This is a genomic window from Nocardioides sp. Arc9.136, assembly GCF_030506255.1.
Lineage (GTDB): Bacteria > Actinomycetota > Actinomycetes > Propionibacteriales > Nocardioidaceae > Nocardioides.
In genome coordinates, this window is record NZ_CP113431.1 from 3,722,217 (window position 1) to 3,748,644 (window position 26,428).

27 protein-coding genes are annotated in these 26,428 nt (G+C 74.0%); 6 read left to right on the forward strand and 21 right to left on the reverse strand.

Annotated elements, in window-relative coordinates; genetic code table 11:
- Position 1: 1 nt before the first annotated feature.
- The 3 genes from OSR43_RS18000 to OSR43_RS18010 are packed head-to-tail and all read right to left on the reverse strand — an operon-like array spanning position 2 to position 1,295.
- On the reverse strand, positions 2-220 hold the full coding sequence (locus OSR43_RS18000) for a hypothetical protein (RefSeq protein ID WP_302268131.1): 219 nt from the start codon (positions 218-220) through the stop codon (positions 2-4).
- Complete coding sequence (locus OSR43_RS18005; protein WP_302268132.1) at positions 217-948, reverse strand: WXG100 family type VII secretion target; 732 nt, start codon at positions 946-948, stop codon at positions 217-219. Before OSR43_RS18005 ends, OSR43_RS18000 begins: the two co-directional genes overlap by 4 nt.
- Positions 948-1,295 carry a hypothetical protein gene (locus OSR43_RS18010; protein ID WP_302268133.1) on the reverse strand — a complete coding sequence of 116 codons (348 nt, stop codon included), beginning with the start codon at positions 1,293-1,295 and terminating at the stop codon, positions 948-950. Before OSR43_RS18010 ends, OSR43_RS18005 begins: the two co-directional genes overlap by 1 nt.
- A gap of 94 nt (positions 1,296-1,389) precedes the next feature.
- Between OSR43_RS18010 and OSR43_RS18015 the strand changes: the two genes are divergently transcribed.
- Positions 1,390-1,734: a hypothetical protein gene (locus OSR43_RS18015; protein ID WP_302268134.1), complete on the forward strand. Its 345-nt coding sequence runs from the start codon at positions 1,390-1,392 to the stop codon at positions 1,732-1,734.
- A gap of 125 nt (positions 1,735-1,859) precedes the next feature.
- Here OSR43_RS18015 and OSR43_RS18020 read toward each other — a convergent pair whose 3' ends face one another.
- From OSR43_RS18020 to OSR43_RS18035, 4 genes are all read right to left on the reverse strand, one after another.
- Complete coding sequence (locus OSR43_RS18020) at positions 1,860-2,150, reverse strand: DUF4287 domain-containing protein (protein WP_302268135.1); 291 nt, start codon at positions 2,148-2,150, stop codon at positions 1,860-1,862.
- Between the two features lie 171 nt (positions 2,151-2,321).
- A complete protein-coding gene (locus OSR43_RS18025) occupies positions 2,322-3,026 on the reverse strand; it encodes a GntR family transcriptional regulator (protein WP_302268136.1) in 705 nt (234 codons plus the stop codon).
- 78 nt (positions 3,027-3,104) lie between these two features.
- A complete protein-coding gene (locus OSR43_RS18030; RefSeq protein ID WP_302268137.1) occupies positions 3,105-5,645 on the reverse strand; it encodes an ABC transporter permease in 2,541 nt (846 codons plus the stop codon).
- Positions 5,642-6,391 carry an ABC transporter ATP-binding protein gene (locus OSR43_RS18035; RefSeq protein WP_302268138.1) on the reverse strand — a complete coding sequence of 250 codons (750 nt, stop codon included), beginning with the start codon at positions 6,389-6,391 and terminating at the stop codon, positions 5,642-5,644. The genes OSR43_RS18030 and OSR43_RS18035 overlap by 4 nt, the downstream gene beginning before the upstream one ends.
- Positions 6,392-6,605: 214 nt before the next feature.
- Here OSR43_RS18035 and OSR43_RS18040 point away from each other — a divergent pair, with 214 nt between their 5' ends.
- Entirely contained in the window at positions 6,606-7,151 is a 546-nt protein-coding gene (locus tag OSR43_RS18040; RefSeq protein ID WP_302271715.1) for an alpha-ketoglutarate-dependent dioxygenase AlkB, read from the forward strand.
- Between the two features lie 50 nt (positions 7,152-7,201).
- The gene (locus tag OSR43_RS18045; RefSeq protein WP_302268139.1) at positions 7,202-8,533 is read left to right on the forward strand and encodes an MFS transporter; all 1,332 of its coding nucleotides are present in this window, start codon (positions 7,202-7,204) and stop codon (positions 8,531-8,533) included.
- On the opposite strand, the gene OSR43_RS18050 is transcribed toward OSR43_RS18045, so the two are convergent.
- From OSR43_RS18050 to OSR43_RS18065, 4 genes are read right to left on the reverse strand one after another with little or no spacing between them, the layout of a single operon-like run.
- Complete coding sequence (locus OSR43_RS18050) at positions 8,511-9,278, reverse strand: SRPBCC family protein (RefSeq protein ID WP_302268141.1); 768 nt, start codon at positions 9,276-9,278, stop codon at positions 8,511-8,513. The two genes, OSR43_RS18045 and OSR43_RS18050, sit on opposite strands and share 23 nt — an antisense overlap.
- Positions 9,278-10,150: a xanthine dehydrogenase family protein subunit M gene (locus OSR43_RS18055; RefSeq protein ID WP_302268143.1), complete on the reverse strand. Its 873-nt coding sequence runs from the start codon at positions 10,148-10,150 to the stop codon at positions 9,278-9,280. Before OSR43_RS18055 ends, OSR43_RS18050 begins: the two co-directional genes overlap by 1 nt.
- A complete protein-coding gene (locus tag OSR43_RS18060; RefSeq protein WP_302268144.1) occupies positions 10,147-12,648 on the reverse strand; it encodes a xanthine dehydrogenase family protein molybdopterin-binding subunit in 2,502 nt (833 codons plus the stop codon). The genes OSR43_RS18055 and OSR43_RS18060 overlap by 4 nt, the downstream gene beginning before the upstream one ends.
- Complete coding sequence (locus OSR43_RS18065) at positions 12,645-13,115, reverse strand: (2Fe-2S)-binding protein (RefSeq protein ID WP_302268145.1); 471 nt, start codon at positions 13,113-13,115, stop codon at positions 12,645-12,647. Before OSR43_RS18065 ends, OSR43_RS18060 begins: the two co-directional genes overlap by 4 nt.
- A gap of 439 nt (positions 13,116-13,554) precedes the next feature.
- On the opposite strand from OSR43_RS18065, the gene OSR43_RS18070 reads away from it, so the two are divergent.
- Both OSR43_RS18070 and OSR43_RS18075 read left to right on the forward strand, forming a co-directional pair.
- Entirely contained in the window at positions 13,555-14,817 is a 1,263-nt protein-coding gene (locus OSR43_RS18070) for an HNH endonuclease signature motif containing protein (RefSeq protein WP_302268146.1), read from the forward strand.
- 383 nt (positions 14,818-15,200) lie between these two features.
- Positions 15,201-15,719: a nuclear transport factor 2 family protein gene (locus tag OSR43_RS18075; RefSeq protein WP_302268147.1), complete on the forward strand. Its 519-nt coding sequence runs from the start codon at positions 15,201-15,203 to the stop codon at positions 15,717-15,719.
- On the opposite strand, the gene OSR43_RS18080 is transcribed toward OSR43_RS18075, so the two are convergent.
- From OSR43_RS18080 to OSR43_RS18105, 6 genes are read right to left on the reverse strand one after another with little or no spacing between them, the layout of a single operon-like run.
- Positions 15,716-16,720, reverse strand: coding sequence for an alpha/beta hydrolase (locus tag OSR43_RS18080; protein ID WP_302268148.1), 1,005 nt, complete (start codon positions 16,718-16,720; stop codon positions 15,716-15,718). The genes OSR43_RS18075 and OSR43_RS18080 overlap by 4 nt on opposite strands.
- A gap of 45 nt (positions 16,721-16,765) precedes the next feature.
- Positions 16,766-17,986 carry a transcriptional regulator gene (locus OSR43_RS18085; RefSeq protein WP_302268149.1) on the reverse strand — a complete coding sequence of 407 codons (1,221 nt, stop codon included), beginning with the start codon at positions 17,984-17,986 and terminating at the stop codon, positions 16,766-16,768.
- Positions 17,987-18,019: 33 nt separating this feature from the next.
- Positions 18,020-19,129 carry a S9 family peptidase gene (locus OSR43_RS18090; RefSeq protein ID WP_302268151.1) on the reverse strand — a complete coding sequence of 370 codons (1,110 nt, stop codon included), beginning with the start codon at positions 19,127-19,129 and terminating at the stop codon, positions 18,020-18,022.
- Complete coding sequence (locus OSR43_RS18095; protein ID WP_302268152.1) at positions 19,126-20,244, reverse strand: XdhC/CoxI family protein; 1,119 nt, start codon at positions 20,242-20,244, stop codon at positions 19,126-19,128. Before OSR43_RS18095 ends, OSR43_RS18090 begins: the two co-directional genes overlap by 4 nt.
- Positions 20,237-21,364 (reverse strand): VWA domain-containing protein, encoded by a 1,128-nt coding sequence (locus tag OSR43_RS18100; protein WP_302268153.1) that lies wholly within the window; start codon positions 21,362-21,364, stop codon positions 20,237-20,239. The genes OSR43_RS18095 and OSR43_RS18100 overlap by 8 nt, the downstream gene beginning before the upstream one ends.
- A complete protein-coding gene (locus OSR43_RS18105) occupies positions 21,361-22,266 on the reverse strand; it encodes a MoxR family ATPase (protein WP_302268154.1) in 906 nt (301 codons plus the stop codon). The genes OSR43_RS18100 and OSR43_RS18105 overlap by 4 nt, the downstream gene beginning before the upstream one ends.
- Before the next feature lie 50 nt (positions 22,267-22,316).
- On the opposite strand from OSR43_RS18105, the gene OSR43_RS18110 reads away from it, so the two are divergent.
- Positions 22,317-22,643 carry a DUF3253 domain-containing protein gene (locus OSR43_RS18110; protein ID WP_302268156.1) on the forward strand — a complete coding sequence of 109 codons (327 nt, stop codon included), beginning with the start codon at positions 22,317-22,319 and terminating at the stop codon, positions 22,641-22,643.
- On the opposite strand, the gene OSR43_RS18115 is transcribed toward OSR43_RS18110, so the two are convergent.
- From OSR43_RS18115 to groL, 4 genes are all read right to left on the reverse strand, one after another.
- On the reverse strand, positions 22,622-23,155 hold the full coding sequence (locus tag OSR43_RS18115; protein WP_302268157.1) for an NTP transferase domain-containing protein: 534 nt from the start codon (positions 23,153-23,155) through the stop codon (positions 22,622-22,624). The two genes, OSR43_RS18110 and OSR43_RS18115, sit on opposite strands and share 22 nt — an antisense overlap.
- A gap of 7 nt (positions 23,156-23,162) precedes the next feature.
- A complete protein-coding gene (locus OSR43_RS18120) occupies positions 23,163-23,864 on the reverse strand; it encodes a hypothetical protein (RefSeq protein ID WP_302268159.1) in 702 nt (233 codons plus the stop codon).
- Positions 23,861-24,397 carry an RNA polymerase sigma factor gene (locus OSR43_RS18125; protein ID WP_302268161.1) on the reverse strand — a complete coding sequence of 179 codons (537 nt, stop codon included), beginning with the start codon at positions 24,395-24,397 and terminating at the stop codon, positions 23,861-23,863. Before OSR43_RS18125 ends, OSR43_RS18120 begins: the two co-directional genes overlap by 4 nt.
- A 181-nt stretch (positions 24,398-24,578) precedes the next feature.
- A complete protein-coding gene (groL, locus tag OSR43_RS18130; RefSeq protein ID WP_302268162.1) occupies positions 24,579-26,210 on the reverse strand; it encodes a chaperonin GroEL in 1,632 nt (543 codons plus the stop codon).
- Positions 26,211-26,428: the final 218 nt, after the last annotated feature.

Genomic DNA, 26,428 nt, shown 5'->3' on the forward strand with positions numbered 1-26,428 from the left:
GCTAGGGCGCCGCTCCCGGTGCGGTGGCCCAGCGGCGCGCCACGTCGCCCAGGACGCGGCCGAGCAGCACCGGGCCGGGCCACTCCCACACCTGTTCCCAGCTGGTCCGGCCCTCGCGCACCTCGGCCGCCAGCGCCTGCAGCTCCACCGGCGCGTCGCCGGCGCAGGCGGCCGCCAGCGACTCCCGCAGTCCCGGGTCAAGGGGCTCCCCGGGGCTCATGCGGCCAGCTCCCCGAAGACCGCCAGCCGGTCGCGCTGCACGTCGGCCCAGTCGGCCACGGTGCGGTGCAGGGCGACCACGGTGTCGACCAGGCCGAGCACGCGCCGTACGTCGTCGACGATGTCGGTCACGGCGTCCAGCCCCTTCAGCGCGAGCTCGCCGGCGAAGGTCGCCCACCCGGCCGGTCCACCGACCCGCGTCAGCAGCCGCCGGGCAAGACGGGCGATCGCCTTGCCGAGGTCGACGAGGAGCTCCTCGACCCGGACGCCGAGCCGCTCGGAGACGTCGGCGATCTCCTCCAGCAGCGCCGACCCTCGTCGCACCACCTCCGCGAGGCCGCGGGCGGTCACCGCCTGGACCCCGAGCCGCGCCGTGAACGCCGTGCCGGCGAGCCCGTCCCAGCGCGGGTCGACGGTCGCGCCGACGCGCACGAGGTTGGCCGTCCACGTCCCCAGCGCGTCGGCCACCTGGTGGCAGGCGGCGGCGTTCTGCCGGATCGCCCCGTAGTCGCCGGTGAGCGGCTGCACCAGCAGCTCCTCGAGCGATCCCTCCGGCAGCAGCGGCAGCCCTGCCCCCACCTGGTTGAGCACGCGGATGCCGGTGTTGACCACGTCGCGGAGGGCGGAGATCGAGGCGTCCCACAGCTGGAAGGTCGTGTCGTGGCGCAGCTGGGCCGCGCCGGGCTCAGGGTCGACGAGGTGGAGGCCGACCAGGTGCAGGGCGACCATCACGCCACCTCGGGCCGGTACGGGGCGTCCACCGCGGGCGGCGCGGGGAAGCAGCCGGTCGCGGCGGCGTCGGACGCCTCCAGGTCGCGGGCGGCCGACTCGACGCCCTGACGGAGGTCCGCCAGCCCGGCGACCGCCGTACGACCGGCCGCCTCGAACGCGGCCCGCACCGCGTCCATCGCCTCGGCGAGGGGTCGCAGGAGGCACACCGGGCTGGGCTCGAAGCCCTCGCGCTGCGCCACCCACCGCACCGCGTGCGCGGTGATGTCGCCGGCCTGCCCGGCCGCCTCGTCGAGGACCCCCGGCAGCCGCCGCAGGTCCTCCCAGTCCGTCACCAGCACGTCCATCCCACACCTCCCGAGCGGGGGCCGCGCGGTGCGACCCGGTGCCCCCGGATTGCCCGGAGCGGACCGGCCTTGAAACGCGAGCCACCATGGGCCTGTGGACAACGCGCTGCTGATGAACGCCCGGGCCCGGGTCCTGGCCGACCTGGAGGCGCGTCGGCACGCCACGGCCGCCGCCGTCTCAGCCCTCGAGGACGCCTGCTCCGCGCGGCAGTGGTGGGCCGAGCAGTGGCCCCAGGGCGAGGTGTACGTCGCCGGGCTGGTCGCCCAGGACGTCCAGGACGCCCTCCTCGAGACCGCCGGCCGGTGGCCGCTGTGCCTGGGCTGCGGGCCCGAGGCGCCCGAGCACTCGCTCTACATCCAGCCCGACCTCGGCGGCCCGGACCCGGTGTGGGTGTGCGAGGAGACCGGCGAGGCCGTCGCGCCGCTGGGCGGCCTGTGAGCGACCGCCCGGTTCGGCGCCGGTGCTTCCCGGGGTAGTCCCGCGCTTCCCGGGGCAGATCTACCCCGGTAAGCGCGGGGGTCACCGGCGCACCGGGGACTCCTGCACCCCCAGGGGGGCACGACTCAGGCCCCAGGACGGGTCGCCCGGCCGTCCAGCCACAGCGTGGCGGAGTCGTCGCGGTGGCTCCCGGTCGTGCCGACGTGCTTGGCGCTGATCGTCGGCCCCTTCACCACCACGTGGGCCAGCGCGGCGGCGTGCCCGTGACCGAGACCGTGCTCGGACTTGAACCACGCGATCACCTCGCTGGTCCGGGACCCGGCGTCGAGACCGTGGGCGTTCGCCTGGTCGACGAGCTGACGGGGCGTGAGCCCGGTCTTCTCCTCGGCCTTGTCGAGGTAGGCCTGGAAGGACATGGGTGCTCCTGTCGTCTGTGCACGTCGGTCGCTGCACCGACCACTGCCGCGCGGCGTACTCATCGCGCGCAGCCGGTGCTTCTCGTGGCAGTCCCTCGCTCACCGGGGCAGATCTACCCGGTGAGCGCAGGAGTCACCGGTGGACCGGGGACCCCTGCAGCGGGGCCGACCTCAGGACTCGTGCCCGAGCTGCACCCAGAGCGTGAACCGGTCGGCGCGGTAGACGGTGCGGGAGACCTCGACGACCTTCTCGCCGGCGATGGCGCGGCGGGAGTGGCGCAGGACGGAGGCGCCGGCCTCGACCTCGAGCAGGGTGGCCTCCTCGGGGGTGGCCTTGTCCGCGGTGATCGAGTCCTCGGCCCAGGTGGGGCGCAGGCCGCGCGACTCGAGGGCGTCGTACAGGCTGGTGGGCATGCCGCTCTGCAGGAAGCCGGGCAGGAGCACCTCGTTGAGGTAGGCGTCCTCCAGGCACATCGGCTTGGCGTCCGCGCGGCGCAGGCGGCGCCAGTGGATCACCGCGTCGCCCTCGCTGAGGCTGAGCGCGCGGGCCACGCCGGGTCCGGCCTGCTCGCGGCGCGCGAGGAGGGTCTGCGACTCGGCCAGCAGGCCGCGACGGTTCATCTCCTCGGTGTAGCCGGTGATCCGGCTGGCGGTACGACGCGGCCGTGCGACGAACGTGCCGCGACCGGGGATGCGCTCGAGCAGCCCCTCCACGACCAGCGCGTCCATGGCCTGGCGCACGGTCATCCGCGCGACGCCGAAACGGTGGACCAGCTCACGCTCGGAGGGAGCGGGCGATCCGGGAGCGCACCCGGTGACCAGGGAACGCACGTACTCGCGCACCTGGACGTGCTTGAGCGCGCGCCCGTCAGTCACCAGCACTTCGTCCACAGGGGTGAGACTAGGCGGACCAGACCACCGTTGTCCGCGGTTTCGCCAAGGAACCGCCGAGCATCAATCGGTGGCGATCGCACGCAGCACGTCGAGGCGGGCGGCCCGGCGGGCGGGCAGCACGGCGGCGAGGACGCCCACCACGACCGCCACGAGCAGGAACGCCGCCAGCTGCCCGGCCGGCACGCTGACCACGTCGAGGCCCTCGTCGCGCAGTGCACGCATCAGCGCGACGCCGAAGAACGTGCCCAGCAGCACCCCGAGCACCGCACCCAGCACCGCGATGACCACCGACTCAAGCGTGATCATCAGTCGCAGCTGCGCCCGGCTCAGGCCGATCGCACGCAGCAGCCCGACCTCGCGGGTGCGCTCGATCACCGAGAGCGCGAGCGTGTTGACGATGCCCAGCACGGCGACGACGAGCGCCAGGCCGAGCAGCGCGAAGATCATCAGCACCAGCTGGTCGATCGGCTCCCGCTGCTCGGCGGCGAAGCCGGCCTCGTCCTTGACCGTCACCACCGGGCTGTCCGCGACGACCTCCTCGAGCCGGTCCTGCAGCGCCGGCCCCGCGCCGGGCTCGGCGTCCACGACGATGTAGTTGTCCCGGTCCGGGAAGCCCGCGGCGAGCAGCGTGTCGACGGTCGTGAGCAGCGGGAGGAAGACGATCGGGTCGTCCTCGAAGACGCCGACGACCTCCCAGGCGGCCTCGCCGGTCGGCAGGTCGAGGGTGACGGTGTCCCCCACCCCGACGCCCTCCTCCTCGGCCCAGGACTGCTGCACCACGACCGTGTCGTCGCGCAGCGGGTCGGCGCTGCCCTCGACGAGGGTCAGGCCGAGGTCGTCGACGGTGTCGGGATCGGTGGCGGCGACACCCTGTCCCTCGCCGTCGCGCTCGGCGAAGGCGAACCGCTCGCGCAGCACCGACGCCACACCGTCGACACCGGCCATCCGATCGGCGATGGCCGGGGAGAACTCCCCGCCGAAGGCGCTGCTGACGACGTAGTCCCCGACGAAGTTCTCCTCCACCGACTTGTCGACGGTCGCCTTCGCCGAGTCGCCGACGATCGCCATCGTGCAGGCGAGGGTCAGCCCGATCATCAGCGCGGAGGCGGTCGCGGTCGTGCGCCGCGGGTTGCGCAGGCCGTTCTGCCCGGCCAGGTTGCCGACGGCGCCGAACACCCGGGCGTACGCCGCCCGCGCGGCCGACAGGAACGGCCGGCTGAGCACCGGGCTGGCCGCGGCCACCCCGAGCAGCACCGCCAGCACGCCGAGCCCCACCCACCAGCCGGCGCGGGGCACGTCGCTGAAGAGTCCGGCGGCCAGGGCCGCCAGGCCGCCGACGACGAGCACCAGCCCGGCCCAGAGCCGGCGGCGCATCGAGCTCTCGGGCAGGGCGACGTCGTCGCGCAGCGCCTGGACCGGCGCGATCCGGGCGGTGCGGCGGGCCGGCAGCCAGGCGGCGGCCATCGTGACGAGCACCCCGACGGCGTACGCCGCGAAGACGGTGCGCGGGGAGAAGACCAGGCCCTGCCCGGTCAGGTCGAGGCCGAAGGTGGCGGTGACTGCGCGGATGCCCATCGCGAGCAGCACGCCCAGCCCGAGCCCGACGGTCGAGCCGACCAGGCCGAGCACGAGCGCCTCGAGCTGGACCGACCAGGTGACCTGCCGCTTGGACGCACCGAGCGCCCGCAGCAGCGCCAGCTCGCGGCTGCGCTGGGCGACGAGGATCGAGAAGGTGTTGACGATGAGGAACGAGCCGACGACCAGCGCGATGCCGGCGAAGATCAGCAGGAAGGTGGTCAGGAACGAGACCGCCTCGAGCAGGTCCGAGGCGGCCTCGTCGGCGGCGTCGTCGCCGGTGACCGCCTCGACGCCCGCGGGCAGCACCTCGCGGACGCGCTCGGCGAGCTCCTCCTGGGAGACGCCGTCCTCGGCGGTCACCCAGATGTCGTTGTAGGCGTCCGCGCCCTCGAGGAAGAGCTCCTGCGCGGTCGCGGTGTCGAACTGCGCGAGCGTGGCGCCGTTGAGCGAGCCACCCTCGGCGAACTCGGCGATGCCGACCAGCTCCGCGTCGAGGTTGAGCCGGTCGGTCGAGGTCACGAACGGCACGTCGTCGCCGATGCCGTAGCCGGCCTTCTCGGCGGTCCGTGCGTCGAGGACCACCTCGCCGGACCGCTCGGGCGCGCGACCCTCCTGGATCCTCAGCCCGGTGAGGCCGTGGCCGGCGGGCGCGTCGTTCCAGTTGCCGCCGAGGGCGGGCGGGCCGAGGCCGCCGACGACCTTGCCGTCGGTGTCGACGACGAAGACGCCGACCGCCTCGACGTTGCCGTCGGCACGGGCCGCTCCCTCGACCTCGGCGAGCTCGTCGACGAGCGCGGCCGGCAGCGTCTGCGTCGACGGCGCCCCCTGGCTCGTCGTACCGCCCTCGGGCTGGACCACGACGTCCCCGACGGTGGAGGCGAAGAGCGCGGTGAAGCTGCGGCCCAGGGTGTCGGAGAAGACCAGTGAGCCGGCCACGAAGGCGACGCCGAGGACGATGGCGAACGTGCTCATCAGCAGGCGCAGCTTGCGCCCGAGCAGGCTCTTCAGCGCGGCGCGGATCATGCCGGCGCACTCATCCGCGCCATGACCTCGAGCACCTGCTCGCGGTCGGGGTGCCGCAGCTCGTCGACCACGCGGCCGTCGGCGAGGAAGACCACCCGGTCGGTGTACGCCGCGGCGACCGGGTCGTGGGTCACCATGACGACCGTCTGCCCACCGGCGAAGCCGCCGGCCCCGGTGACGCTGCGCCGCAGCAGCTCGAGGACCTCGGCGCCCGAGCGCGAGTCGAGGTTGCCGGTCGGCTCGTCGGCGAAGACGATCCGGGGCCGGTTCACCAGCGCCCGGGCCACGGCCACGCGCTGCTGCTGGCCGCCCGAGAGCTCGCTGGGCTTGTGGTGCAGCCGGTCACCGAGCCCGACGGTCGCCACCACCGTGTCGTGCCACTCGCGGTCCGGGCGGCGGCCGGCGATCGACAGCGGGAGCACGATGTTCTCCCCCGCGGTGAGCGTCGGCACCAGGTTGAAGGACTGGAAGACGAAGCCGATCTCGTCGCGGCGCAGCCGGGTCAGCGCCTTGTCCCCCATCGTCGTCAGGTCGTGGTCACCGATGAGCACCTGGCCGGCGTCGGCGGTGTCGAGGCCGGCGCAGCAGTGCATGAGCGTGGACTTCCCCGACCCGCTGGGTCCCATCACCGCGGTGAACTCCCCGGCCGCCAGGTCCAGCGAGACGTCGTCCAGCGCGCGCACCTGTGCCGGGCCGGTCCCGTAGGTCTTGGTGAGGTGGCGGACGCTGGCTGCCGGCGAGGTCATGCACCCACGATCGCCGACCGCACCGACACCGCGCCACCGGGATGGACCCGGGCCTCCCCCCGAGGCTCCCGGCACTCCGGCCCGGGGCGTCTGGACCCTTGCCCGTCGAACACGCGTTCGATAGCCTGGGGACGTGGACTTCCAGACCTCCCTCTTCGCCGCGGAAGCCCCTGACCAGGGGTCGCTGCTGGCGTCGTTGGCGCGGGCGGAGCGGATGCCGCTGACGCGCGGCGCCTGGGTCGACGTCTGCCGCGCCTGGCTGCCGGAGCCCGACGAGGTGTTCGGCACGCTCGTCACCGACGTGCCCTGGCGGGCCGACAAGCGCCAGATGTACGACCGCGTGGTCGACGTGCCGCGGCTGCTCCACACCTACCTGGTCGGCGACGAGCTGCCCCACCGCGTCCTCGCCGAGGCCCGGGAGGCGCTCAGCGAGCACTACCTGCCCGAGCTGGGCGAGCCGTTCCGCACCGCCGGGTGCTGCTACTACCGCGACGGCCGGGACAGCGTGGCCTGGCACGGCGACACGATCGGCCGCGGATCGACGCGCGACACCATGGTCGCGATCGTCTCGGTCGGCGACCCGCGACGGCTCCAGCTGCGGCCGCGCGGTGGCGGGGACTCGATGTCGATCGAGATGGGCCACGGCGACCTGGTGGTGATGGGCGGGTCCTGCCAGCGCACCTGGGAGCACGCGGTGCCGAAGGTGGCGTCGGCCGGGCCGCGCATCTCAGTGCAGTTCCGGCCCCTCGACGTCTTCTGACCAAACCCGCGTGCCCGGCGGCGGCGCCCGCTGGAAGACTCGGCCCCCTCATGAACAGCTCGGACCGTTCCCCCCGCCTCACCCTGTCCTCCTTCTGGCACGACCTGCCCCGCGAGGGGAAGCTGCTGCTCTCCGTGGTCGTGCTGGAGTTCCTCGGCACCGGCCTCGTGCTGCCCTTCCACGTCGTCTACCTCAACGAGGTCCGCGGGATCGCGCTCAGCGACGTCGGCCTGCTGCTGGCGGTGCCGCCGCTGGTGGGGCTCCTGGTGGTCGGGCCCACCGGGTCCGCGATCGACCGGTTCGGCGCCCGCCGCATCCTCATGGGCACGCTCGTCCTGCTGGTCGTCGGCAACGTGCTGCTGGCGACCGCGACCAGCGTCGGCACGGCGGCGGTGGCGCTGTCGCTGACCGGCATCGCCTTCGGCGTCTCGTGGCCGGCCTCGCAGAGCCTGATCGCCGCGGTCGTGCCGCGCGACCTGCGCCAGCGGTACTTCGGGGTCAACTTCACCCTGCTCAACCTGGGCATCGGGATCGGCGGCATCGTCGGTGGCGTCGTGGTCGACGTCGACCGCGCCGCGACGTTCCAGGGCATCTACCTCGCCGACGCCGCCAGCTACCTGCCGGCGCTGTTCCTGCTGGCCGTGCCGCTGCGGCACGTCGCCGGCCGCCCCGAGCACGACGAGGCCGTGGCCCAGGAGCCGGCGTCGTACCTCGCGGTGCTGCGCCGACCGGCCGTCGCGTCGCTGATGGTCCTCGGGTTCTCCGCCTCGTTCGTCGGCTACGCCCAGCTCAACGCCGGCATGCCGGCGTACGCCCGGGCGGTCGGCGAGGTCTCCACCCAGGGGCTGGGCATCGCCTTCGCCGCCAACACCCTCGTCATCGTGGTGCTGCAGCTGGTGGTGCTGCAGCGGATCGAGGGCCGCCGGCGGACCCGGGTGATCGCGGTGATGGCAGCCCTGTGGGCGTTCGCCTGGCTGCTCCTCGGCGGCTCCGGGCTGGTGCCGGGCACGGTCGGTGCGACGGTCCTGGTCGCGGCGTGCGCCTCGGTGTTCGCGCTCGGCGAGACGCTGCTGCAGCCGACGATCCCGGCGCTGGTCAACGACCTGGCGCCCGACCACCTGCGGGGCCGCTACAACGCGCTGAGCTCGGGTGCCTTCCAGGGGGCGCAGGTCATCGCACCGCCGGTCTCGGGCTTCCTGATCGGGCACTCGCTCGGCGACGCGTACGTCGGCCTGCTCGTCGTCGGCTGCGTCGCCGTCGCGCTGCTCGCCGTCACCCGCGTCGAGCGGCAGCTGCCGCCGGGGGTGAACGGCGTGCGGGTGCCGGCCCCCGTCGAGGAGCCGACACCCACCGCGCGGATCAGCGGCGCCGTCGACGGTTGAGCAGCACCAGCAGCACCAGGACGAGCAGGCCGGCCCCGGCCTGCTTGCCGTAGGACCTCAGCAGCACCGGCAGCACCGCCGCGCCCATGTCCAGCGCGTCGGTCCCGCCGCCGGCCGACGGGCCCGCGGCGGGCGCCGGGCGAGGCGCCGCGGGAGCGGGTCCGGCGTCCGAGACCACCGGGGCCACCTCGTCGGCCGCGACCCCGTCCGTGGCCCCCGGCGCCGCCACGGCCTGGGCGGCGGACGCCTCGGCGGGGGTCGGTGGCGCCTCGGCCGCGTCCCCGGCAGGTGCCGGGTCGGCGCTCAGCCGCTGCTCGAGGCACGCGACGAACTGGCCGAGCAGCTTGTCGGAGACGTCCTGCATGACGCCCCGGCCGAACTGCGCGGGCTTGCCGGTGATGGAGAGGTCGGTGACGACCACGACGTCGGTCGAGCCGCTCTCCCCCGACGGCGCCATGGTGAGGGTGACGGTCGCGCCGGCCGTGCCGTTGCCGCGCTTGTCCTTGCCCTTGGCCTCGACGACGAAGCGGTGGGCGTCCTCGTCCTTCTCCAGGAACGTCCCGGACCCGCCGTACACCAGCGCGATCGGACCGAGCTTGACCTTGACCGTGCCGGTGAACGTCGTCTCCTCGACCGAGGTGACGACCGCGCCGGGGAAGCACTCGGCGACCGAGGCGATGTCGTTGAAGTGCGCCCAGGTCTCCTCGACGCCGGTCGGGACGGTGAACTCGTGCCGGAGGTCCATCAGCCGCCTGCTCCTGCTGCCGTGAGGACGGCCCGCCGGGTGAGGACCGTCGCGAGGTGGCGACGGTAGTCGGCGTCGCCGTTGAGGTCCGAGGGCGGGTTGGTTCCCTCGGCGGCCAGCGCCGCCGCCTCCCGCACGCCGTCGACGGTGGCGGGCCGGCCGACCAGTGCCTGCTCCACCGCGTGCGCCCGCAGCGGCGTGCTGCCCATGTTGGTGAGCCCGACGCGCGCCTCCGCTATGACGCCGCTGTCCCCCGGTCCCTCGACCCGGACCGCCGCGGCGACCGCGACGATCGGCCACTGGTGGGCGACCCGCACGAACTTCTCGTAGTGCGCGCCCCAGCCGGTGTGCTTGGGCAGCCGGACCTCGGTGAGGATCTCGTCCTCGCCGATCGCGGTCTCGAAGAGGTCGACGAAGAACTCCTCGGCCGGCACGGTCCGGGTCCCGCCGGGCCCCTGCACGACGAACTGCGCCCCGAGCGCCAGCGTCGGCGCCCCGAGGTCGCCGGCCGGGTCGGCGTGGGCCAGCGCGCCGCCGAAGGTCCCGCGGTGCCGGATCTGGGCGTCGGCGAGGTGCTCGACGGCCTTGCTGACCAGGGCGGCGTGCTCGGCCACGAGCGGGTCGGACCCGACCACCGAGTGGGGGGTCATCGCGCCGACGACGACCACGTCGCCGTCGTCGCGCACACCGCGCAGGGACGGGATCCGCCCGAGGTCGATGACCATCTCCGGGGCGTTGAGCCGCATCCGGAGCACCGGCAGCAGGCTCTGTCCGCCGGCGAGGATCTTGGCCTCGTCGCCGTGCTGCGCGAGCGCCGCGAGCGCCTCCTCGACGGTCGTGGGGGCCAGGTAGTCGAACTGCGAGGGGATCACTGGTGGGCTCCGTCCTGGGCGCCGGCCGTGCGGTCCACGGTGCCCTCCATGCCGGTCGCTGCGTCGAAGTGCGGGGCCGCCGCACCGGTGGTCGGCTCCGTGCCGGAGCCGGCGTCCTGGATGGCCCGCCAGACCCGCTCGGGCGTGCACGGCATCCGGATGTCGTGGATGCCGAGGTGGCGCACCGCGTCGACGACGGCGTTGACGACGGCCGGGGTCGAGGCGATCGTGCCGGCCTCCCCGACGCCCTTGGTGCCGAGGGTGTTGGTCAGCGACGGGGTCGTCGTGTGGTCGACCTCGAAGCTGATCGTGTCCGCGGCGGTCGGCAGCAGGTAGTCGACGAACGAGCCGGACACCAGCGTCCCGGAGTCGTCGTACACCGCCTCCTCCCAGAGCGCCTGGGCGATGCCCTGGACCAGCCCCCCGTGCACCTGCCCGGAGACGATGAGGGGGTTGATGACGTTGCCGATGTCGTCGACGCAGACGTACTTGCGCATCGTCAGCTCGCCGGTCTCGGTGTCGACCTCCATCGCGCACAGGTGGGTGCCGTGGGGGTAGTTGAAGTTCACCGGGTCGTACGTCGCGTCGGAGTCCAGCGAGGGCTCCATGCCGTCGGGCAGGTCGTGCGCGGCGAACACCGCACCGGCGATCTCCTGGATGGCCAGCCCCTGGTCGGTGCCGCGGACGCTGAACCGGCCGCCGCTGAACTCCAGGTCGTCGGCCGACGCCTCGAGGAGGTGCGCCGCGACGGTCTTGGCCTTCTCGACGACCTTGTCGGTGGCCTTGACCAGCGCCTCGCCGCCGACGACCAGCGAGCGCGAGCCGTAGGTGTCGAGCCCCTTGGCCGAGACCTGGGTGTCGCCGTGGAGCACCTCGACGTCCTCGAACGGCACGCCGAGCCGGTCGGCGACGATCTGGCTGAACGCCGTCTCGTGGCCCTGGCCGTGGGCGCTGACGCCGGTGACGACTTCGACCTTGCCGGTGGCGAGCATGCGCACGCTCGCGTGCTCCCAGCCGCCCGCGCCGTAGTCGAGCTGGCCGAGCACACGGCTCGGGGCCAGCCCGCACATCTCGGTGAAGGTCGAGACGCCGATGCCGAGCTGGACGGGGTCGCCGGACTCGCGGCGGCGGCGCTGCTCGGCCCGCAGCTCGTCGTACCCGAAGAGCTCCTTGGCGCGCGCGGTCGCCAGCTCGTAGTTGCCGGAGTCGTACTCCAGCCCGGCGACGCTGGTGAACGGGAACTCCTCGTGGGTGATCCAGTTCTTCTCGCGGATCTCCAGCGGGTCCACGCCGACCTCGGCGGCCAGCTCGTCCATCAGCCGCTCGATCGCGAACGTCGCCTCGGGCCGGCCGGCGCCGCGGTAGGCGTCGGTCCAGGTCTTGTTGGTCAGGACCGTCTGCACCGCGAAGTGGTAGGCCGGGAACTTGTAGATCGCGTTGAACATGAACGCGCCCAGCACCGGCACGCCGCCGCCGACGAGCGAGACGTACGCCCCGAGGTCGGCGAGCAGCTCGACCTTGAGGCCGGTGACCGCACCATCCTTGGTCGCCGAGAGGGTGAGCTTCTGCCACTGGTCGCGGCCGTGGTGGCCCGCCATCAGCGACTCGCTGCGGGTCTCGGTGTACTTCACCGGCTTGCCGGTCCGGCGCGCCAGCGCGACGGTGATCCACTCCTCCGGCGTCGTCTGGAGCTTGCCGCCGAAGCCGCCGCCGACGTCGGGCGCGATGACGCGGAGCTTGGACTCGGGGATGCCGGTGGTCGCGGCGAGCGCAAAGCGGAGGATGTGCGGGATCTGCGTCGAGGACCAGACGGTCAACTGCTCGCCGGTCGGGTCGACCACGGTCGAGCGCGGCTCCATGAACGCGGGGATCAGGCGCTGCTGACGGTACTCCCGCTCCAGCACGATCCCGTCGCCGCGGGCCTGTGCGATCGCCTGCTCGACGTCGCCGCCGGTGCCGGCCTCGGCGGAGTCGAAGACCCAGTACGCCGACTTGTTCGTGCCGAGGTCGGGGTGGGCCAGCACCGTGTCGGCGGCGGCCTCCTTGAGGTCGAGGGCGGCCGGCAGGTCGTCGTACTCCACGTCGACGAGCTCGGCGGCGTCGCGCGCCTCGGCGGCGCTGCGGGCAACCACCACGGCGACGACCTCGCCGGCGAAGGCGACCCGGTCGATGGCGACCGGGAGGTGGGTCGGCGTCTTCTGGTCCGGCGTGATCGGCCAGGCGTTGATCAGCACGCCCTGGGTGTCGGCGAGGTCGTGGCCGGTGACCACGTCGACGACGTTCGGGCTCTGCTTGGCCTCGGCGGTGTCGATGCTGGTGATCCGGGCGTGCGCGAAGGGGCTGCGCACCATCGCCAGGTGCAGCATGCCGGGCAGCTGGATGTTGTCGGTCCAGCGCGTGCGGCCGGTGATCAGCCGCTGGTCCTCCTTGCGGCGCCGGTCCTTGCCGATCTCCCGCTCCGGCGCGGTGGCCTCCGGACGGGCCTCGGTGGCGGTCATGCCTGGGCTCCCTGGCCCGCCGCGTGCTGCACGGCCTTGACGATGTTGTGGTAGCCGGTGCAGCGGCAGAGGTTCCCCTCGAGACCGAGGCGGATCTCCTCCTCCGACGGGCTCGGGTTCTCCTTGAGCAGGTCGACGCTCTGCATGATCATCCCCGGCGTGCAGTAGCCGCACTGCAGGCCGTGGCACTCCCGGAACGCCTCCTGCACCGGGTGCAGCTGCCCGTCCTGGGACAGCCCCTCGATGGTCGTGACCTCGGCACCGTCGGCCTGCACCGCCAGCACGTTGCACGACTTCACGCTCGTGCCGTCGAGGTGGACCGTGCACGCGCCGCAGTTGCTGGTGTCGCACCCGACGACCGTGCCGGTCTTGCCGAGCTTCTCGCGGAGGTAGTGCACGAGCAGCATGCGCGGCTCGACGTCGTCGGCGACCCTCGCGCCGTCGACGGTGACGTTGATCCGGACCATGACTCTCCTCGGGTGTGCGCCGGGTGTGACCCGGCTCACGGTAGGCGCGCCTGGTTGGGTGATCGTTGGTCGAGCCCGCAGCCCTGGCGAGGTGACTGCTGGTCGAGCAGCCGAGCCCTGGCGGAGCGTCGTCGGGACCCGGTGAGGTGCGCAGGGCCTCGGGTGCTCGCCTCCGGCTGCCAGGCCAATAGGTGGTTGCGGTGGGGGCAGCTATGGAAGAGGTACGGCGGGTGGTCGCGGCGGTCTCCCGGGTGCCGGCGGTGCCCTGCTGGTCGAGCAGCCAAACCCCGGCGAGGCGTCGTCGAGACCCGGTGAGGTGCACAGGGCCTCGACCACTCCCATCGACCGGCGAGAAGGTCGCCGAATTGGTGGTCCACAATGTGGTCTGACCTGGGGAAACAGCACCGGGACTGTCGGTGGTCGGTGCTTGAGTAGACCCATGGCCAAGGACTCTCGACGCAGCGCGCACGTGGTGTGTCGCGCCGTCGCGAAGTCCCACGCCCGCCTCGACCGGGCGCACGAGGTCCACCTGTGGTCGATGTCGGACGACGACGTCACCGACACGCTCCTCGAGGCCGCCCGCCTCCGCGCCCGCGTCGAGGCGCTCGAGCTCCGGCTAGCCGCGGAGGCCGACCGCCGTCACGCCGGCGAGCGGGTTGGCGCCACCGACACCACCGCCTGGTGGGCGACCGAGACCCACCAGACCCGGCCCGCTGCCAAGCGCCGCATGCGGCTTGCGGAGTCGCTGGACCGCCACGACCTCACCGCGGCAGTCCTCGCCGACGGTGATGTGTCGGTCGACCACGCTCGGGTGATCACCGAGTGCCTCGACAAGCTCCCCACCGACCTGGACGACCCGACCATCCCGCTCCGTGCCGAGCAGCACCTCCTGGCCGAGGCGCGGCACCGTGACCCGAAAGCCCTGCGGGTCCTGGCCAAGCACGTGCTGACCGTCGTGGCGCCCGAGATCGGCGAGGCACGCGACGCGAAGGCACTCGAGGCCGAGGAGCGCCTCGCTCGCGAGACTGCGTGGCTGACGATGGGCCCCGACGGCCGCGGGTCGGTGGTCGGGAAGTTCAAGATCCCCGAACTGCAGGGCGCCATGCTGAAGAAGACGCTCCTCGCCTTCGCCGCACCGAAGCACCAAGCCGCCACCCAGGACCCCGCTGCTGCCGAGCCCGTGGAGCGCCGGCCGTCTCCGGAGCGGATGGGCGACGCGTTCTGCGAGCTCCTCGAACGCATCCCCACCGCTTCCGTGCCGAAGCTCGGCGGCCTCAACGCCTCAGTCGTCGTCACGATGGACATCGCCTCGTTGATGGGTGGCCTCGCACCGGGTGTCCTCGACGACGGCAGCACCATCTCCGCAGCCACCGCACGCAGGCTCGCCTGCGAAGCGGGCCTGATCCCCGCCGTCCTCGGCAGCAGGTCCGAGCTGCTCGACCTCGGCCGCACCAGCCGCCTCTTCACCGGAGCCCAACGCCGAGCGCTCAACCTCACCCAGCCGACCTGCACCGCAGAAGGCTGCGACTGGCCCGCCCACCTCTGCCACGCCCACCACGACCAACCCTGGTCCGCAGGCGGAGCCACCGACCTGGCCAACGCCCGGAACCTCTGCCCCAGGCACCACGCCCGGATCCACGACCCGGCGTACGAGACCAAGCACCTGCCCGGAGGGAAGGTCGCGTTCCACCACCGGACATAGGCCGACCCAACGAACACGCCTTGTCCACCGCAACCACAGCGGTCGACCCCCGCCGGCCGTGGGCCGAGAAGCAAGCGCGCCCAGGACCTCGACCACAGCGGCGCGCAACCACACGACTCGAAAAAGGGACCTGCCCTGGCACCACCCGGCGGCCCGACGACCACCCCGGGGCCCTGTCCACCTCACCGGGCCTCGACGACGCTCGCCAGCGCTCGCTGCTCGACCAGCGGGCGCACCCCGGGGCCCTGCGCACCTCACCGGGTCTCGACGACGCTCGCTCGCGCTCGCTGCTCGACCAGCAGGGTCACGTCTCGACGACGGTCGCTCCCGACCAGCGGCGGGATGCGTCGCCTTCCGAGCAGGGCGGCTGCGAGGGTGGGCCGGTGCCGACGAACCACGACGACCGGGCCGAGATCTATGAGCTGGTCTGCGCCTACTGCCGGGCGGTCGACCGCCTTGACCTCGACGGCGTCCGAGCGGTGTACGCCGAGGACGGGGTCGACCACCACACCGGGTTCAGCGGCTCTGCCGACGAGTACGTCGCGTGGCTGGGCCGGATGCTGCCGGCCCTCGACGGGACGATGCACATCGTCGGCAACCAGCTGGTGGAGGTGTTCGGCGACGAGGCCGTCGCCGAGACGTACGGGCAGGCCGTGCACTGGGGGCGGCCGGCCGAGAGCTCGGCGGTGAACTTCACCAGCGGCTTCCGCTACGTCGACCACCTCGTCCGCCGAGAGGGCGCTTGGCGGATCCGCGAGCGGTGGGCGGTGCGGGAGTGGACGCGCTCGGACGCCGGCCGGTTCCTGCCGAGGTCCGCACCCGGCCCCACCGCCGCACGCGACCGCAGCGACCCCGTCCACGTCCTCCTCGACCGGCTCCGCGGGTCGAGCGCCGGGGGCTAGCCGACGGCGGCGTGGAGCGCAGCCCTGGCGGAGGCGCGGAAGCGGGCGGTGCCCGGGGTGGAGTCGCCGTGGTCGACGTCCGCGGCGTGGTACATCCCGGGCTCGACGTGCAGCTCGCAGTCGACGCCGGCGGCACGGAGGCGGGCGGCGTACTCCAGGTCCTCGTCGTGGAACAGGTCCAGGTCGCCGACGCCGATCCAGGCCGGCGGCAGGCCGGAGAGGTCGGCGCGGCGCGCGGGCACGGCGTACGGCGCCAGGTCGGTGGCGTCCTCGGTCGGGGCGTGCCCGAGGTAGGCGGTCCAGGCGTAGGCGTTCGAGGCGGGCGTCCACATGAACCGCCCCCGCCCGCCGTGGTCGGACCGCAGCGCCGTGCGGTCGTCGAGCATCGGGTAGACCAGCAGCTGGAAGGCCACGGCCAGCCCCTCGTCGGTCGCCCGCTGGGCCAGCGACGCGGCCAGCAGGCCACCGGCGCTCGCGCCGCCGACGGCGACGCGGGCGGGGTCGACGCCGAGGTCGTCGGCCTGCTCGTGGAGCCACGCGAGCGCGGCGGCGCAGTCGTCGAGCGCGGCCGGGTACGGGTGCTCGGGCGCGAGCCGGTAGTCGACGCTCGCGACGACCAGCCCCAGGTCGCGGGCGAGCTCGCTGCACAACCGGTCGTCCTGGGCGGCCGCACCGATGACGGTCCCGCCGCCGTGGACCCACAGCAGCGCCCCGCCCGGCGTCGTCCGCTCCGCGACCGGCGTGTGGACCCGCACCGTGGCACCGCCCGGCACGTCGTGCACGGCCACCTCCACCCCCGCGACCGGCTCGGTCGCCCGGCCGTAGACCCGGCGCGCGACCTGCACCAGCGCGGCAGAGTTGATCGCGATCGGCGCCCACAGCAGCGGCGTGCGCATCGCCCGCGGTACCTCCCGCACGGCCCGGGCCCGCGCGGCCAGCGCGCCCACCGCGGTGGCGGCGAGCGTGATCGGGGCGAGGGCGAGCAGGCGGGGTCTGGTCACCCCACCGACGCTAGCGGTGCGGGGCCGCGACCCGCGGGCGGGACCTCAGCGGCGCGCGACGGCGAGCCGGCCCTTGAGCAGCGGCACGGCCGGGTGCGGGGTGCCGGCGAGGTGGGCGAGGCAGGTCTCCAGCACCTCCGCGTCGTACGGCGCGAGCTCGCTGTACCGCACGACCGCATCGGGCTGCGGGTCGGCGAGCAGCGCCTCGCGCAGGGCGACGGCGACGTAGTCGGCGAGCTCGTGGAGTGCGGGGCTGTTCGTGCCGGGCAGGAGGTCACCGCCGTAGGCGTCGACCGCGGCGGCCACCTCGCCGCGACGCAGCAGCGACAGCACGTGCTCGACGTCGGTGGCGACCGGCATCAGCAGCCGGTAGGGCCGCGAGGACAGCTGCCCGCCGAGGGCCGCGCGCAGGTGGGAGACCTCGGCCTTGAGCGTGGAGAACGTGACCGCCTGGTCGCCGTAGACCAGCGCGTGCAGCTGCTCGAGCGAGAGCCCCTCGGGGTGCACGGCGAGCAGGGCGAGCACCTCGGTCTGCCGTCGGTTGAGCAGCAGCCGCTGCCCGTCGAGGCGGGTCTCGGCGGTGCCGAGCAGGGTCATCACCAGGCCGGGGTCGCGGGTCTCCTCGACACCGCCGTGGGTCCGCGACCGCGGCATCGCGGACTCGATGAGCCGCGCCATCACCCGCGCGGTGGCCAGGCCGATCGGGTGGGTGCGCTCCCAGGTGGTCGACAGGTCGATGACACCGAGCTGGGCACCGGTCACCGGGTCGTGCACGGGCGCCGCCCAGCAGACCCAGTTGTGCACGATCGGGGCGTAGTGCTCGGCGCTGAAGACCATCGACGGCGTGCCGAGCCGGTTCGCCAGGTCCAGGGCGTTGGTGCCCACGGAGCGGTCGTCCCAGCGGCCGCCGGGCACGAAGTTCACGGTCTCGGCCTTGCGGCGCATCACCCGCCCGCCGTACGTCCACAGGATGCGGGTGTCGGGGTCGGTGACCGCCACGACCAGGTCGCCGTCCTCGGCGGTGCGCCGCAGCTCTGCCTCGACCCGCTCGACGGCGACCTGCAGCGGTGAGTCACGCCAGCGTCCGGCGGTCTCCCCCTCGTCGGCCAGCGGCGCCTCGGTCACGTCGGTGCCGACCGCTGCCGAGCGCGACCAGCTTCTCAGGATCTCCGGGCGCACGGCGCCCGCGGCATCGCCGTGCTCGACGAACGACGTCCACGCGCGCACCGCGTCCCGCCGCCGGTCCTCGAGGTCCCCGACCGTCATGGGCGGACCGTAGCACCGGGGACGTGACCTGGGTCACCCGTCGAGCTGAACTCTCAGGAACTCCACGGTCCGCCGCATCGAGTCCTCGAAGCGCGGCCCGAACGCGTGCCCCTCCCCCTCGTAGACCTGCAGCCGCGCGTCCGCGCCGGCCTCGCGCAGCAGCCGGTGCGAGGTCCGCGTCCAGGCGATCGGGCAGGTGTCGTCGGCGGTGCCGTGCAGCATCAGCACCGGCTCGGTGACCCGGTCGAAGAACGTGCGGGAGGAGAGGTCGCGGTAGAACGCCGGGTTCTCCTGCGGGGTGCCGAAGCGGTCGTAGTAGCGCGCCAGCTCCTCGGGCCGGTTCGGCTCGGTGAACTGGCGGATGTTGTCGACGAACCGCGAGCTGACCGACGCGAAGACCACCGCGGCGTCGACCAGGCCGGGCTCGGCGACCAGCGCGTTGAGCGTGACCCCGCCGCCCATCGAGCGGCCGAGCATGGCGAGGCGGTCGGTGTCGACGTACGCCTCCCGCTCCAGGGCCCTGACCGCCCCGATCGCGTCGCGGGTGTAGACCAGCCGGCTCTCCCGGCCGACGTCGTCGACGGGGTCGGAGCCGGCGTGGCCGCGGTAGTCGGTGTGCAGGACGACGAAGCCGTTCGACGCCAGCCACTCCTGCTCGCGGGAGAGCCCGCGGCCGAGGGTGTAGATCGCGGGGTCGATGTAACCGTGGTTGAGCACGACCGCCGGGAACGGCCCCTTCCCGCGGGGCACGAGCAGCTCGCCGGAGACCACCGCGCCGTCGACGGTGTACGTCGCCGACCAGCTGCGCCAGCGGTCGGTCGACGCCAGCGGCTGGACGCGGCGGAGGCGGCCGGCCTCGACCTCCTCGCGCATCAGCGCCGGCAGCGAGACCCGGCTGCGGACCGGGGGCAGCGCCTCCGGTCCGGCGCCCGACGACGCCGATCCAGACGCCGACGCCGACGCCGATCCCGGCGCGGACGGCGTGGCCGTGGCCGAGGTGGTGGGCGTGCCGGAGGGCACCGGCGTCGCGGGCGGGGTGGTCTCGGTCGGCCCGCCACCGGGGTCGTGCGCCGGCTCGTCGCTGCACGCGGCGAGCGGGACCGCGAGGACCGCGGTGAGCACGAGCGCGACGAGCCTGCTCACCGGTGGATCCTGCCCTCGGTGCGCGCGAGCGGCTCCCCCGAGCCGCCCCAGCGGCCGGCGATGATCTCCGCGGCGATGCTGACGGCCGTCTCCTCGGGCGTCCGGGCGCCGAGGTCGAGGCCGATCGGGCTGTGCAGGCGCGCCAGCTCCTCCTCGGTGACTCCTGCCTCGCGGAGCCGCTCGAGCCGGTCGTCGTGGGTGCGCCGCGAGCCCATCGCCCCGATGTAGGCGACCTCGGGCAGGCGCAGCGCCACCTCGAGCAGCGGCACGTCGAACTTCGGGTCGTGGGTCAGCACCGTGACCACGGTGCGCCCGTCGACCCGGCCGGCCTGCTGCTCGGCGCGCAGGTAGCGGTGCGGCCAGTCCACGACCACCTCGTCGGCGTCGGGGAACCGGGTCGCGGTCGCGAAGACGGGGCGGGCGTCGCACACGGTGACGTGGTAGCCGAGGAACGCCCCGACCCGGGCCACCGCCGCCGCGAAGTCGATCGCGCCGAAGACGAGCATCCGCGGCTTCGGCGCGAAGGCCCACACGAAGACCCGCATCCCCTCCCCGCGGCGCTCGCCGTCGGGCCCGTAGGTCAGCACGCCGCTGTGGCCGGCGGCGAGCAGGCCGAGCGCGTCGTCGCGGACCGCGTCGTCGGCGCGCGGCGAGCCGAGCGAGGCGCTCGCCGCGGCGTCGGGCCGCAGCAGCGCGCGCCGGCCCACCCGGTCGGGGTCGGGGTGCTCGATGACGGTGGCGACCGCGACGGGCCGGCCGGCCTCGAGGTCCTCGGCCACCTCGGCGAGCTCGGGGAACGTCGCGCGCGAGACCTTCTCGACGTACACGTCGAGGATGCCACCGCAGGTCAGCCCGACCGCGAACGCGTCGTCGTCGGAGACGCCGTACCGCTCCAGCACCGGCTCGCCGGACTCCACGACCGTCTGCGCCAGGTCGTAGACCGCGCCCTCGACGCAGCCGCCGGAGACCGACCCGACGGCCGTGCCGTCCGGGCCGACCAGCATCGACGCGCCCGGGGGCCGCGGCGCGGACCGGAAGGTCGCCACCACGGTGCCGACGCCAACCTCCTCGCCGGCCTCCCACCACGACATCAGCTCCGGCAGGACCTCACGCACCGGCGACCACCTCCACGACCTCGGCGTACGTCGCGAGCGAGTGCCCGGCGACGAAGTCGTCGAGGTACGGCAGCACCGCGACGACCCCCTGCTGCACCGGCTCGTAGCCGGCCTTCCCGCGGTGCGGGTTGACCCACACCAGCCGGTGGGCCACCCGCCCGAGCCGCTCGACCTGCTCGGCCAGCAGCGTGGTGTCGCCGCGCTCCCAGCCGTCGCTGAAGATCACCACGACCGCGCCGCGGGCCATGCCGCGGCGTCCCCAGCGGGTGAGGAAGGTCTGCAGGTTCTCCCCCAGCCGGGTGCCGCCGGACCAGTCCGGGACCGTGTCCCCGGCCGCGACGAGCGCCCGCTCGGTGTCGCGCAGGCGCAGCGCACGGGTGACGTGGGTGAGCCGGGTGCCCAGCGTGAACGTCTCGACCGTGCCGGGCGCGGCCTGGGTGAACCGGTGCGCCAGGCGCAGCAGCGCGTCGGCGTACCCGCTCATCGAGCCCGACACGTCCACCAGCAGCACCACCCGACGGGGACGGGTCGCGCGGCGGCGGTGCACGACCTCGGCCGGCTCCCCCATCCGGCGCAGGCTCGCCCGCAACGTGCGCGCGGCGTCGACGTCGCCGCGGTGCCAGGACCGCTGCCGGGCGCTGCGCCGGTGCGGCGCGCGCGGGCGCAGGGTCGCGAAGAGCGCGTTGAGCCGGGCCCGCTCGGCGGCGGAGAGCGCCGCGACGTCGCGGTGGCGCAGCACCTCGGCGTCGCTGGCCATCGCCCGGACCACGTCGGTGTCGGCCTCGTCGGCACCGCCGGGGCTGTCGGGACCGTCGGTCAGCGGGAGCTCGGAGTACGTCGTGGTGGCCGGCGGGGCGGGCCGGGGGCGCGGCAGGCCGGTGCGGTGGTCGAACCACGCCGCGAAGACCTGGTCGTGGCGCAGCAAGTCCTCCGGGCCGGCGCACAGGGTGGCCCGGCCGGCGGCGCGGGTGCCCTCCTCGGAGGCCCCCAGCAGCGCGACCGCGTCGAGGAACTGCTGCGCGCGGTCCTGGGTGACGCCCACGCCGGCCGCCCGCAGCGCGCGGGTGAACCCGAGCAGCACCTCGTCGGCGTCGTGCACGACCTCCGTCGCGGTCGTCACGGGGCGAGCACCCGGTCCAGGGCGGCGCGCACGCGGTCGGCGTCCTCGCGGTACTTCACCAGCGCGCCGAGGCTCGCGGCCGCCGTCGCGAGGTCCAGCTCGGTGGTGCCGAGGTGGTGCAGCGCGCGGGCCCAGTCGAGGGTCTCCGCGACGCCCGGCGGCTTGACCAGGCCGGTGTCGGCGCGCAGCCGCTGCACGACCTCGACGACCTGCCGGGTCAGCGTCTCCGCGACCTCCGGCGCCCGCGACCGCACGATCGCCACCTCGCGCTCCAGCGCCGGGTGGTCGATCCAGTGGTAGAGGCAGCGCCGCTTGAGCGCGTCGTGCAGCTCGCGGGTGCGGTTGGAGGTGAGCACCACGACGGGCGGCACCGCGGCCCGCACGGTGCCCAGCTCGGGGATCGTCACCTGGTAGGTCGAGAGCACCTCGAGCAGGAACGCCTCGAACTCGTCGTCGGCGCGGTCGACCTCGTCGACCAGCAGCACCGCCGGGCTCTGCTGCAGCGCCGCCAGCACCGGGCGGGCGAGCAGGAACCGCTCGTCGTACAGGCTCTTCTCTGCCTCCTCAGCCCCGCCCGCGCCGGCGGCGGCAGCCCCGCCGGTGGCCTCGAGCGCGCGGAGGTGCAGCACCTGGCGGGGGAAGTCCCAGTCGTAGAGGGCCTGCGTGGCGTCGATGCCCTCGTAGCACTGCAGGCGCACCAGGGGGAGCCCCAGCGCCTCGGCCACCGCCTCGGCGAGCGCGGTCTTGCCGGTCCCGGGCTCGCCCTCGAGGAGCAGGGGCCGGCCCATCTTCAGGGCGAGGAAGGTGACGGTCGCGAGCTCGGGGTCGCAGAGGTAGCCGGTCGCACCGAGCCGCTCCGCGACGTCACCGAGCTCGAGCGCTTCCGACGTGACGGCTGACATGTGCCGAGGCTACGACGGGCCTGTTGGGGGCCGGTTGGTTGACTCCCCTCATGAGCGCCGGAGCGGACGACCGGAACCGCCGGCTGGAGCGGACCATCCTCGACCTGCTGGCCCAGCGCGACGAGGGGAGGACCATCTGCCCCTCCGACGCCGCCCGCGCGGTGTGGGGCGCCGAGCGGCCGGAGGGCGGTGATCCCGAGGGGTGGCGGGGGCTGATGGAGCCGGCCCGCCAGGCGGCCCAGCGCTTGGTCGAGGCCGGCGAGGTCGAGGTCACCCAGCGGGGCGAGGTCGTCGCCCTGCCGACGGCCCGGGGACCGGTCCGGATCCGGCGCGCCCGGCCCGGGGACGGCACGCCTCAGCGCGAGTCGACGTCCTGACCGGTGGCCAGGTCGCCGCACTCGACCAGCACCACGTCGCGTCCGGCGAGGTAGCCCTTCGCCCCGCTGTCGCCGCCGGTCGCGGCCAGCACGCCGGGCCAGTGCTCGCGGCCGAGCAGCACCGGGTGGCCGGGACGGCCGTCGTACGCCGCCCGGGCCAGGACGGCGGCGCCCGCCCGGGCCGCGACCCGGGCGACGACCTCGGGGGTGAGGTCGGGGAGGTCGACGAGCGTGACCAGGGCGGCGTCGGCACGGGGATCGGCCGCCGCCAGGCCGGTCCGCAGCGACGCCGACATCCCCGCCGACCAGTCGTCGGCCACGACGTACGCCGTGCCCGGCGGCAGCAGCGCGACCGCGTCGTCCGCGCGGGCCCCGAGGACGGCCGTGACCCGGTCGCAGCCACCCTCGGCCAGCAGGTGGACCGCGCGGGCGAGCCAGTCGTCGACCAGCGCCTTGGGCGTGCCCATCCGGCTGCCCGCGCCGGCGGCGAGGACGATCCCGTGCAGCACCATCCCCGCGTCAGCCGCCGAACGCCTGCTCGTAGAGCGCCTGCAGGTCCGGCGCGGCCGGTCCGCTGAAGCCGCACACCGAGACCGCGCCGTCGGTGGCCGAGACGAGGTACTCCCCGCCCTCACGGAACTCGACCGCGCCCACGAGCAGCTGCATCTGCTCCGGCGGCGCCTCGACCCGGACCTCGTCGGCCGCGGCGCCGGCGTACTGCTCCTCGACCGCGAGCGTGACGGTCTCCTCGTCGACCTGCTCGACGGTGCCGAGGAACGCCACCTCCTGGGTGGCCAGCGCCTCGGCCGTGGGCACCATGCAGCGCCCGGTGGTGGCGGCGGGGGCGGCCAGGGTGAGGAGGGACGGCTCGGCGGGCTCGGACGGCTCGGACGGCTGGGACGGGTCGGCGGTCTCGCTGCTGCCGTCGCCCGCCGTCGGCGTCCGGTCCTCGTCGTCGCCGGTCGTGGCCGCGAACACCACGCCGCCGACGACCACCACCGCGGCGGCGGCCGCGAGCCAGGTCAGGGAGGTACGACGACCGCCGGGGTCGGTGGTCGGCTGCTCGGACGTGGGGTGCTCGGACGTGGGGTGCTCGGTGGTCATCGTCGCCTCCAGGAGTCGGGCCACCCGGTCGGGATCGGCCGGGGCGAGGGAGGCGGCCGGGTCGGTGGCGCGCAGCCGCTCGCGCAGCTGCGGGTCGTCGTCGAACGGTTCGCTCATGACCTGCTCCTCCCTCTCGTCCCCTCATGTCCGGCAGCGGCGTCGATCTTTCGCAGCTCGTCCCTGAGCTTCTGGCGGGCGCGGTGGAGCCGGATGCTGACGGCGTTCGGGGTCAGCCCCAGCACGGTGGCGATCTCGCCGGGGCCCAGCTGCTCCCAGGCCCACAGGCGGAGCAGCTCGGCGTCCTCGGCGCGGAGCGCGGCGAGCGCCTCCTCCAGCGGCAGGTCGGCCTCTCCGCCGACCGGCCCCGTGGTCGTCGCGGGCGGGTCGAGCGCGGCCACCTTGCCGGCGACCCGTCGTTGGCGCCGGGCGCTGCGCTCGGCGTTGGCCAGGGCGTGGCGCGCCACGGCGTACGCCCACGGCAGCGGGTCCTCCGGCAGGTCCTCCAGCCGCCGCCAGCAGACCAGCAGCGTCTCGGAGAGGACGTCGTCGGCGGTCGCGGCGTCGGTGCGCCGCGCGAGGAACCGGCGCAGCGGCTCGACCAGCCCGGGCGCCAGCGCCTCGAACCTCGCCCTGCGGCTCTCGGCATCCACGGGACCACCCTCGCACGGCGCTCCGCGAGGGGGTCGTGTGCCCGAGGACGCGTCCGGCCGCGTCGTGGGGCACACGACCCCGGCAGCCCCCGGAGACGACAGCAGGGCCCCCGCCTGAGCGGGGGCCCTGCTGGTGGTGCGGGTGGTGCCGAGTGGTGCTGGTGCTACGAGGGGGCTGGACTCAGAAGTCCATGCCGCCCATGCCGCCGGTCGGGTCGCCACCCATGGGGGCGGCCTTCTCCGGCTTGTCGGCGACGACGGCCTCGGTGGTGAGGAACAGGGCCGCGATGGACGCCGCGTTCTGCAGCGCCGACCGGGTGACCTTGGCCGGGTCGATGATGCCCTCGGCGATCATGTCGACGTACTCGCCGTTCGCGGCGTTGAGGCCCTGACCCGCGGGGAGGTTGGCGACCTTCTCCGCCACGACGCCGCCCTCGAGGCCGGCGTTGACCGCGATCTGCTTGAGCGGGGCCGAGGTGGCGACGCGGACGATGTTGACGCCCGTGGCCTCGTCGCCGGTCAGGTCGAGCTTGTCGAACGCGGTGGCCGAGGCCTGGACGAGCGCCACGCCACCTCCGGCGACGATGCCCTCCTCGACGGCCGCCTTCGCGTTGCGGACGGCGTCCTCGATGCGGTGCTTGCGCTCCTTGAGCTCGACCTCGGTGGCCGCGCCGACCTTGATGACCGCGACACCGCCGGCCAGCTTGGCCAGGCGCTCCTGCAGCTTCTCGCGGTCGTAGTCGGAGTCGGACTTCTCGATCTCGGCGCGGATCTGGTTGACGCGACCGGCGATCTGGTCGGCGTCGCCCGAGCCCTCGACGATAGTGGTCTCGTCCTTGGTGATGACGACCTTGCGGGCCTGGCCGAGGAGCTCGATGCCGGTGGTCTCGAGCTTGAGGCCGACCTCCTCGGAGATGACCTGGCCGCCGGTCAGGATCGCGATGTCCTGCAGCATGGCCTTGCGACGGTCGCCGAAGCCCGGGGCCTTGACGGCGACGGACTTGAAGGTGCCGCGGATCTTGTTGACGACCAGCGTCGAGAGCGCCTCGCCGTCGACGTCCTCGGCGAGGATGACGAGCGGCTTGCCCGACTGCATGACCTTCTCGAGGATCGGCAGCAGGTCCTTGACGTTCGAGATCTTCTGGTTCGCGATCAGGATGTAGGGGTCCTCGAGGACCGTCTCCATCCGCTCCGGGTCGGTGACGAAGTACGCCGAGATGTAGCCCTTGTCGAAGCGCATGCCCTCGGTGAGCTCGAGGTCGATGCCGAAGGTGTTCGACTCCTCGACCGTGATCACGCCCTCCTTGCCGACCTTGTCCATCGCCTCGGCGATGGCGTCGCCGACGGTGGTGTCGCCACCGGCGGAGATGGTGGCCGTGGCCGCGATCTGCTCGCGGGTCTCGACCTCCTTGGCCATGCCGCGCAGCTGCTCGGACACGGCCTCGACGGCCGCCTCGATGCCGCGCTTGAGACCCATCGGGTTCGCACCGGCCGCGACGTTGCGCAGGCCCTCGCGGACCATCGCCTGGGCCAGGACGGTCGCCGTCGTCGTGCCGTCACCGGCGACGTCGTCGGTCTTCTTCGCGACCTCCTTGACCAGCTCGGCGCCGATCTTCTCGTAGGGGTCCTCGAGCTCGATCTCCTTGGCGATGCTCACACCGTCGTTGGTGATCGTGGGGGCGCCCCACTTCTTCTCGAGGACGACGTTGCGACCCTTGGGGCCGAGCGTGACCTTGACGGCGTCGGCGAGCGTGTTCATGCCACGCTCGAGGCCGCGCCGGGCCTCCTCGTTGAATGCAATCAGCTTGGGCATGTTCCTGCGGTTCCTCACGCTGGAAGTTGCGGATCCGGCTCGGTGGGCTGCCCGCGACGGACGGTCCTGCGGACCCGGCGAACCCTTTCTCGCCGGCGCGAACGGACCTCAGCTGGCACCGATCCGGTTTGTCACTCTCGTGCTGAGAGTGCCAACCCCATGTTTAGCACTCGCCCCAGGCGAGTGCAAGAACAGTCCGGCCCTGGTCACCCTGCGGC

Coding starts and splice junctions, on each gene's coding strand:
- OSR43_RS18115 (WP_302268157.1), bottom strand. CDS start 23,155: ATGGTGCTGCACGGGATCGTCCTCGCCGCCGGCGCGGGCAGCCGGATG.
- OSR43_RS18070 (WP_302268146.1), top strand. CDS start 13,555: ATGGCCAAGGACTCTCGACGCAGCGCGCACGTGGTGTGTCGCGCCGTC.
- OSR43_RS18050 (WP_302268141.1), bottom strand. CDS start 9,278: ATGGACCTCCGGCACGAGTTCACCGTCCCGACCGGCGTCGAGGAGACC.
- OSR43_RS18000 (WP_302268131.1), bottom strand. CDS start 220: ATGAGCCCCGGGGAGCCCCTTGACCCGGGACTGCGGGAGTCGCTGGCG.
- OSR43_RS18065 (WP_302268145.1), bottom strand. CDS start 13,115: ATGGTCCGGATCAACGTCACCGTCGACGGCGCGAGGGTCGCCGACGAC.
- OSR43_RS18020 (WP_302268135.1), bottom strand. CDS start 2,150: ATGTCCTTCCAGGCCTACCTCGACAAGGCCGAGGAGAAGACCGGGCTC.
- groL (WP_302268162.1), bottom strand. CDS start 26,210: ATGCCCAAGCTGATTGCATTCAACGAGGAGGCCCGGCGCGGCCTCGAG.
- OSR43_RS18045 (WP_302268139.1), top strand. CDS start 7,202: ATGAACAGCTCGGACCGTTCCCCCCGCCTCACCCTGTCCTCCTTCTGG.
- OSR43_RS18060 (WP_302268144.1), bottom strand. CDS start 12,648: ATGACCGCCACCGAGGCCCGTCCGGAGGCCACCGCGCCGGAGCGGGAG.
- OSR43_RS18030 (WP_302268137.1), bottom strand. CDS start 5,645: ATGATCCGCGCCGCGCTGAAGAGCCTGCTCGGGCGCAAGCTGCGCCTG.
- OSR43_RS18040 (WP_302271715.1), top strand. CDS start 6,606: ATGCCGCTGACGCGCGGCGCCTGGGTCGACGTCTGCCGCGCCTGGCTG.
- OSR43_RS18005 (WP_302268132.1), bottom strand. CDS start 948: ATGGTCGCCCTGCACCTGGTCGGCCTCCACCTCGTCGACCCTGAGCCC.
- OSR43_RS18010 (WP_302268133.1), bottom strand. CDS start 1,295: ATGGACGTGCTGGTGACGGACTGGGAGGACCTGCGGCGGCTGCCGGGG.
- OSR43_RS18110 (WP_302268156.1), top strand. CDS start 22,317: ATGAGCGCCGGAGCGGACGACCGGAACCGCCGGCTGGAGCGGACCATC.
- OSR43_RS18105 (WP_302268154.1), bottom strand. CDS start 22,266: ATGTCAGCCGTCACGTCGGAAGCGCTCGAGCTCGGTGACGTCGCGGAG.
- OSR43_RS18035 (WP_302268138.1), bottom strand. CDS start 6,391: ATGACCTCGCCGGCAGCCAGCGTCCGCCACCTCACCAAGACCTACGGG.
- OSR43_RS18085 (WP_302268149.1), bottom strand. CDS start 17,986: ATGACGGTCGGGGACCTCGAGGACCGGCGGCGGGACGCGGTGCGCGCG.
- OSR43_RS18120 (WP_302268159.1), bottom strand. CDS start 23,864: ATGAGCGAACCGTTCGACGACGACCCGCAGCTGCGCGAGCGGCTGCGC.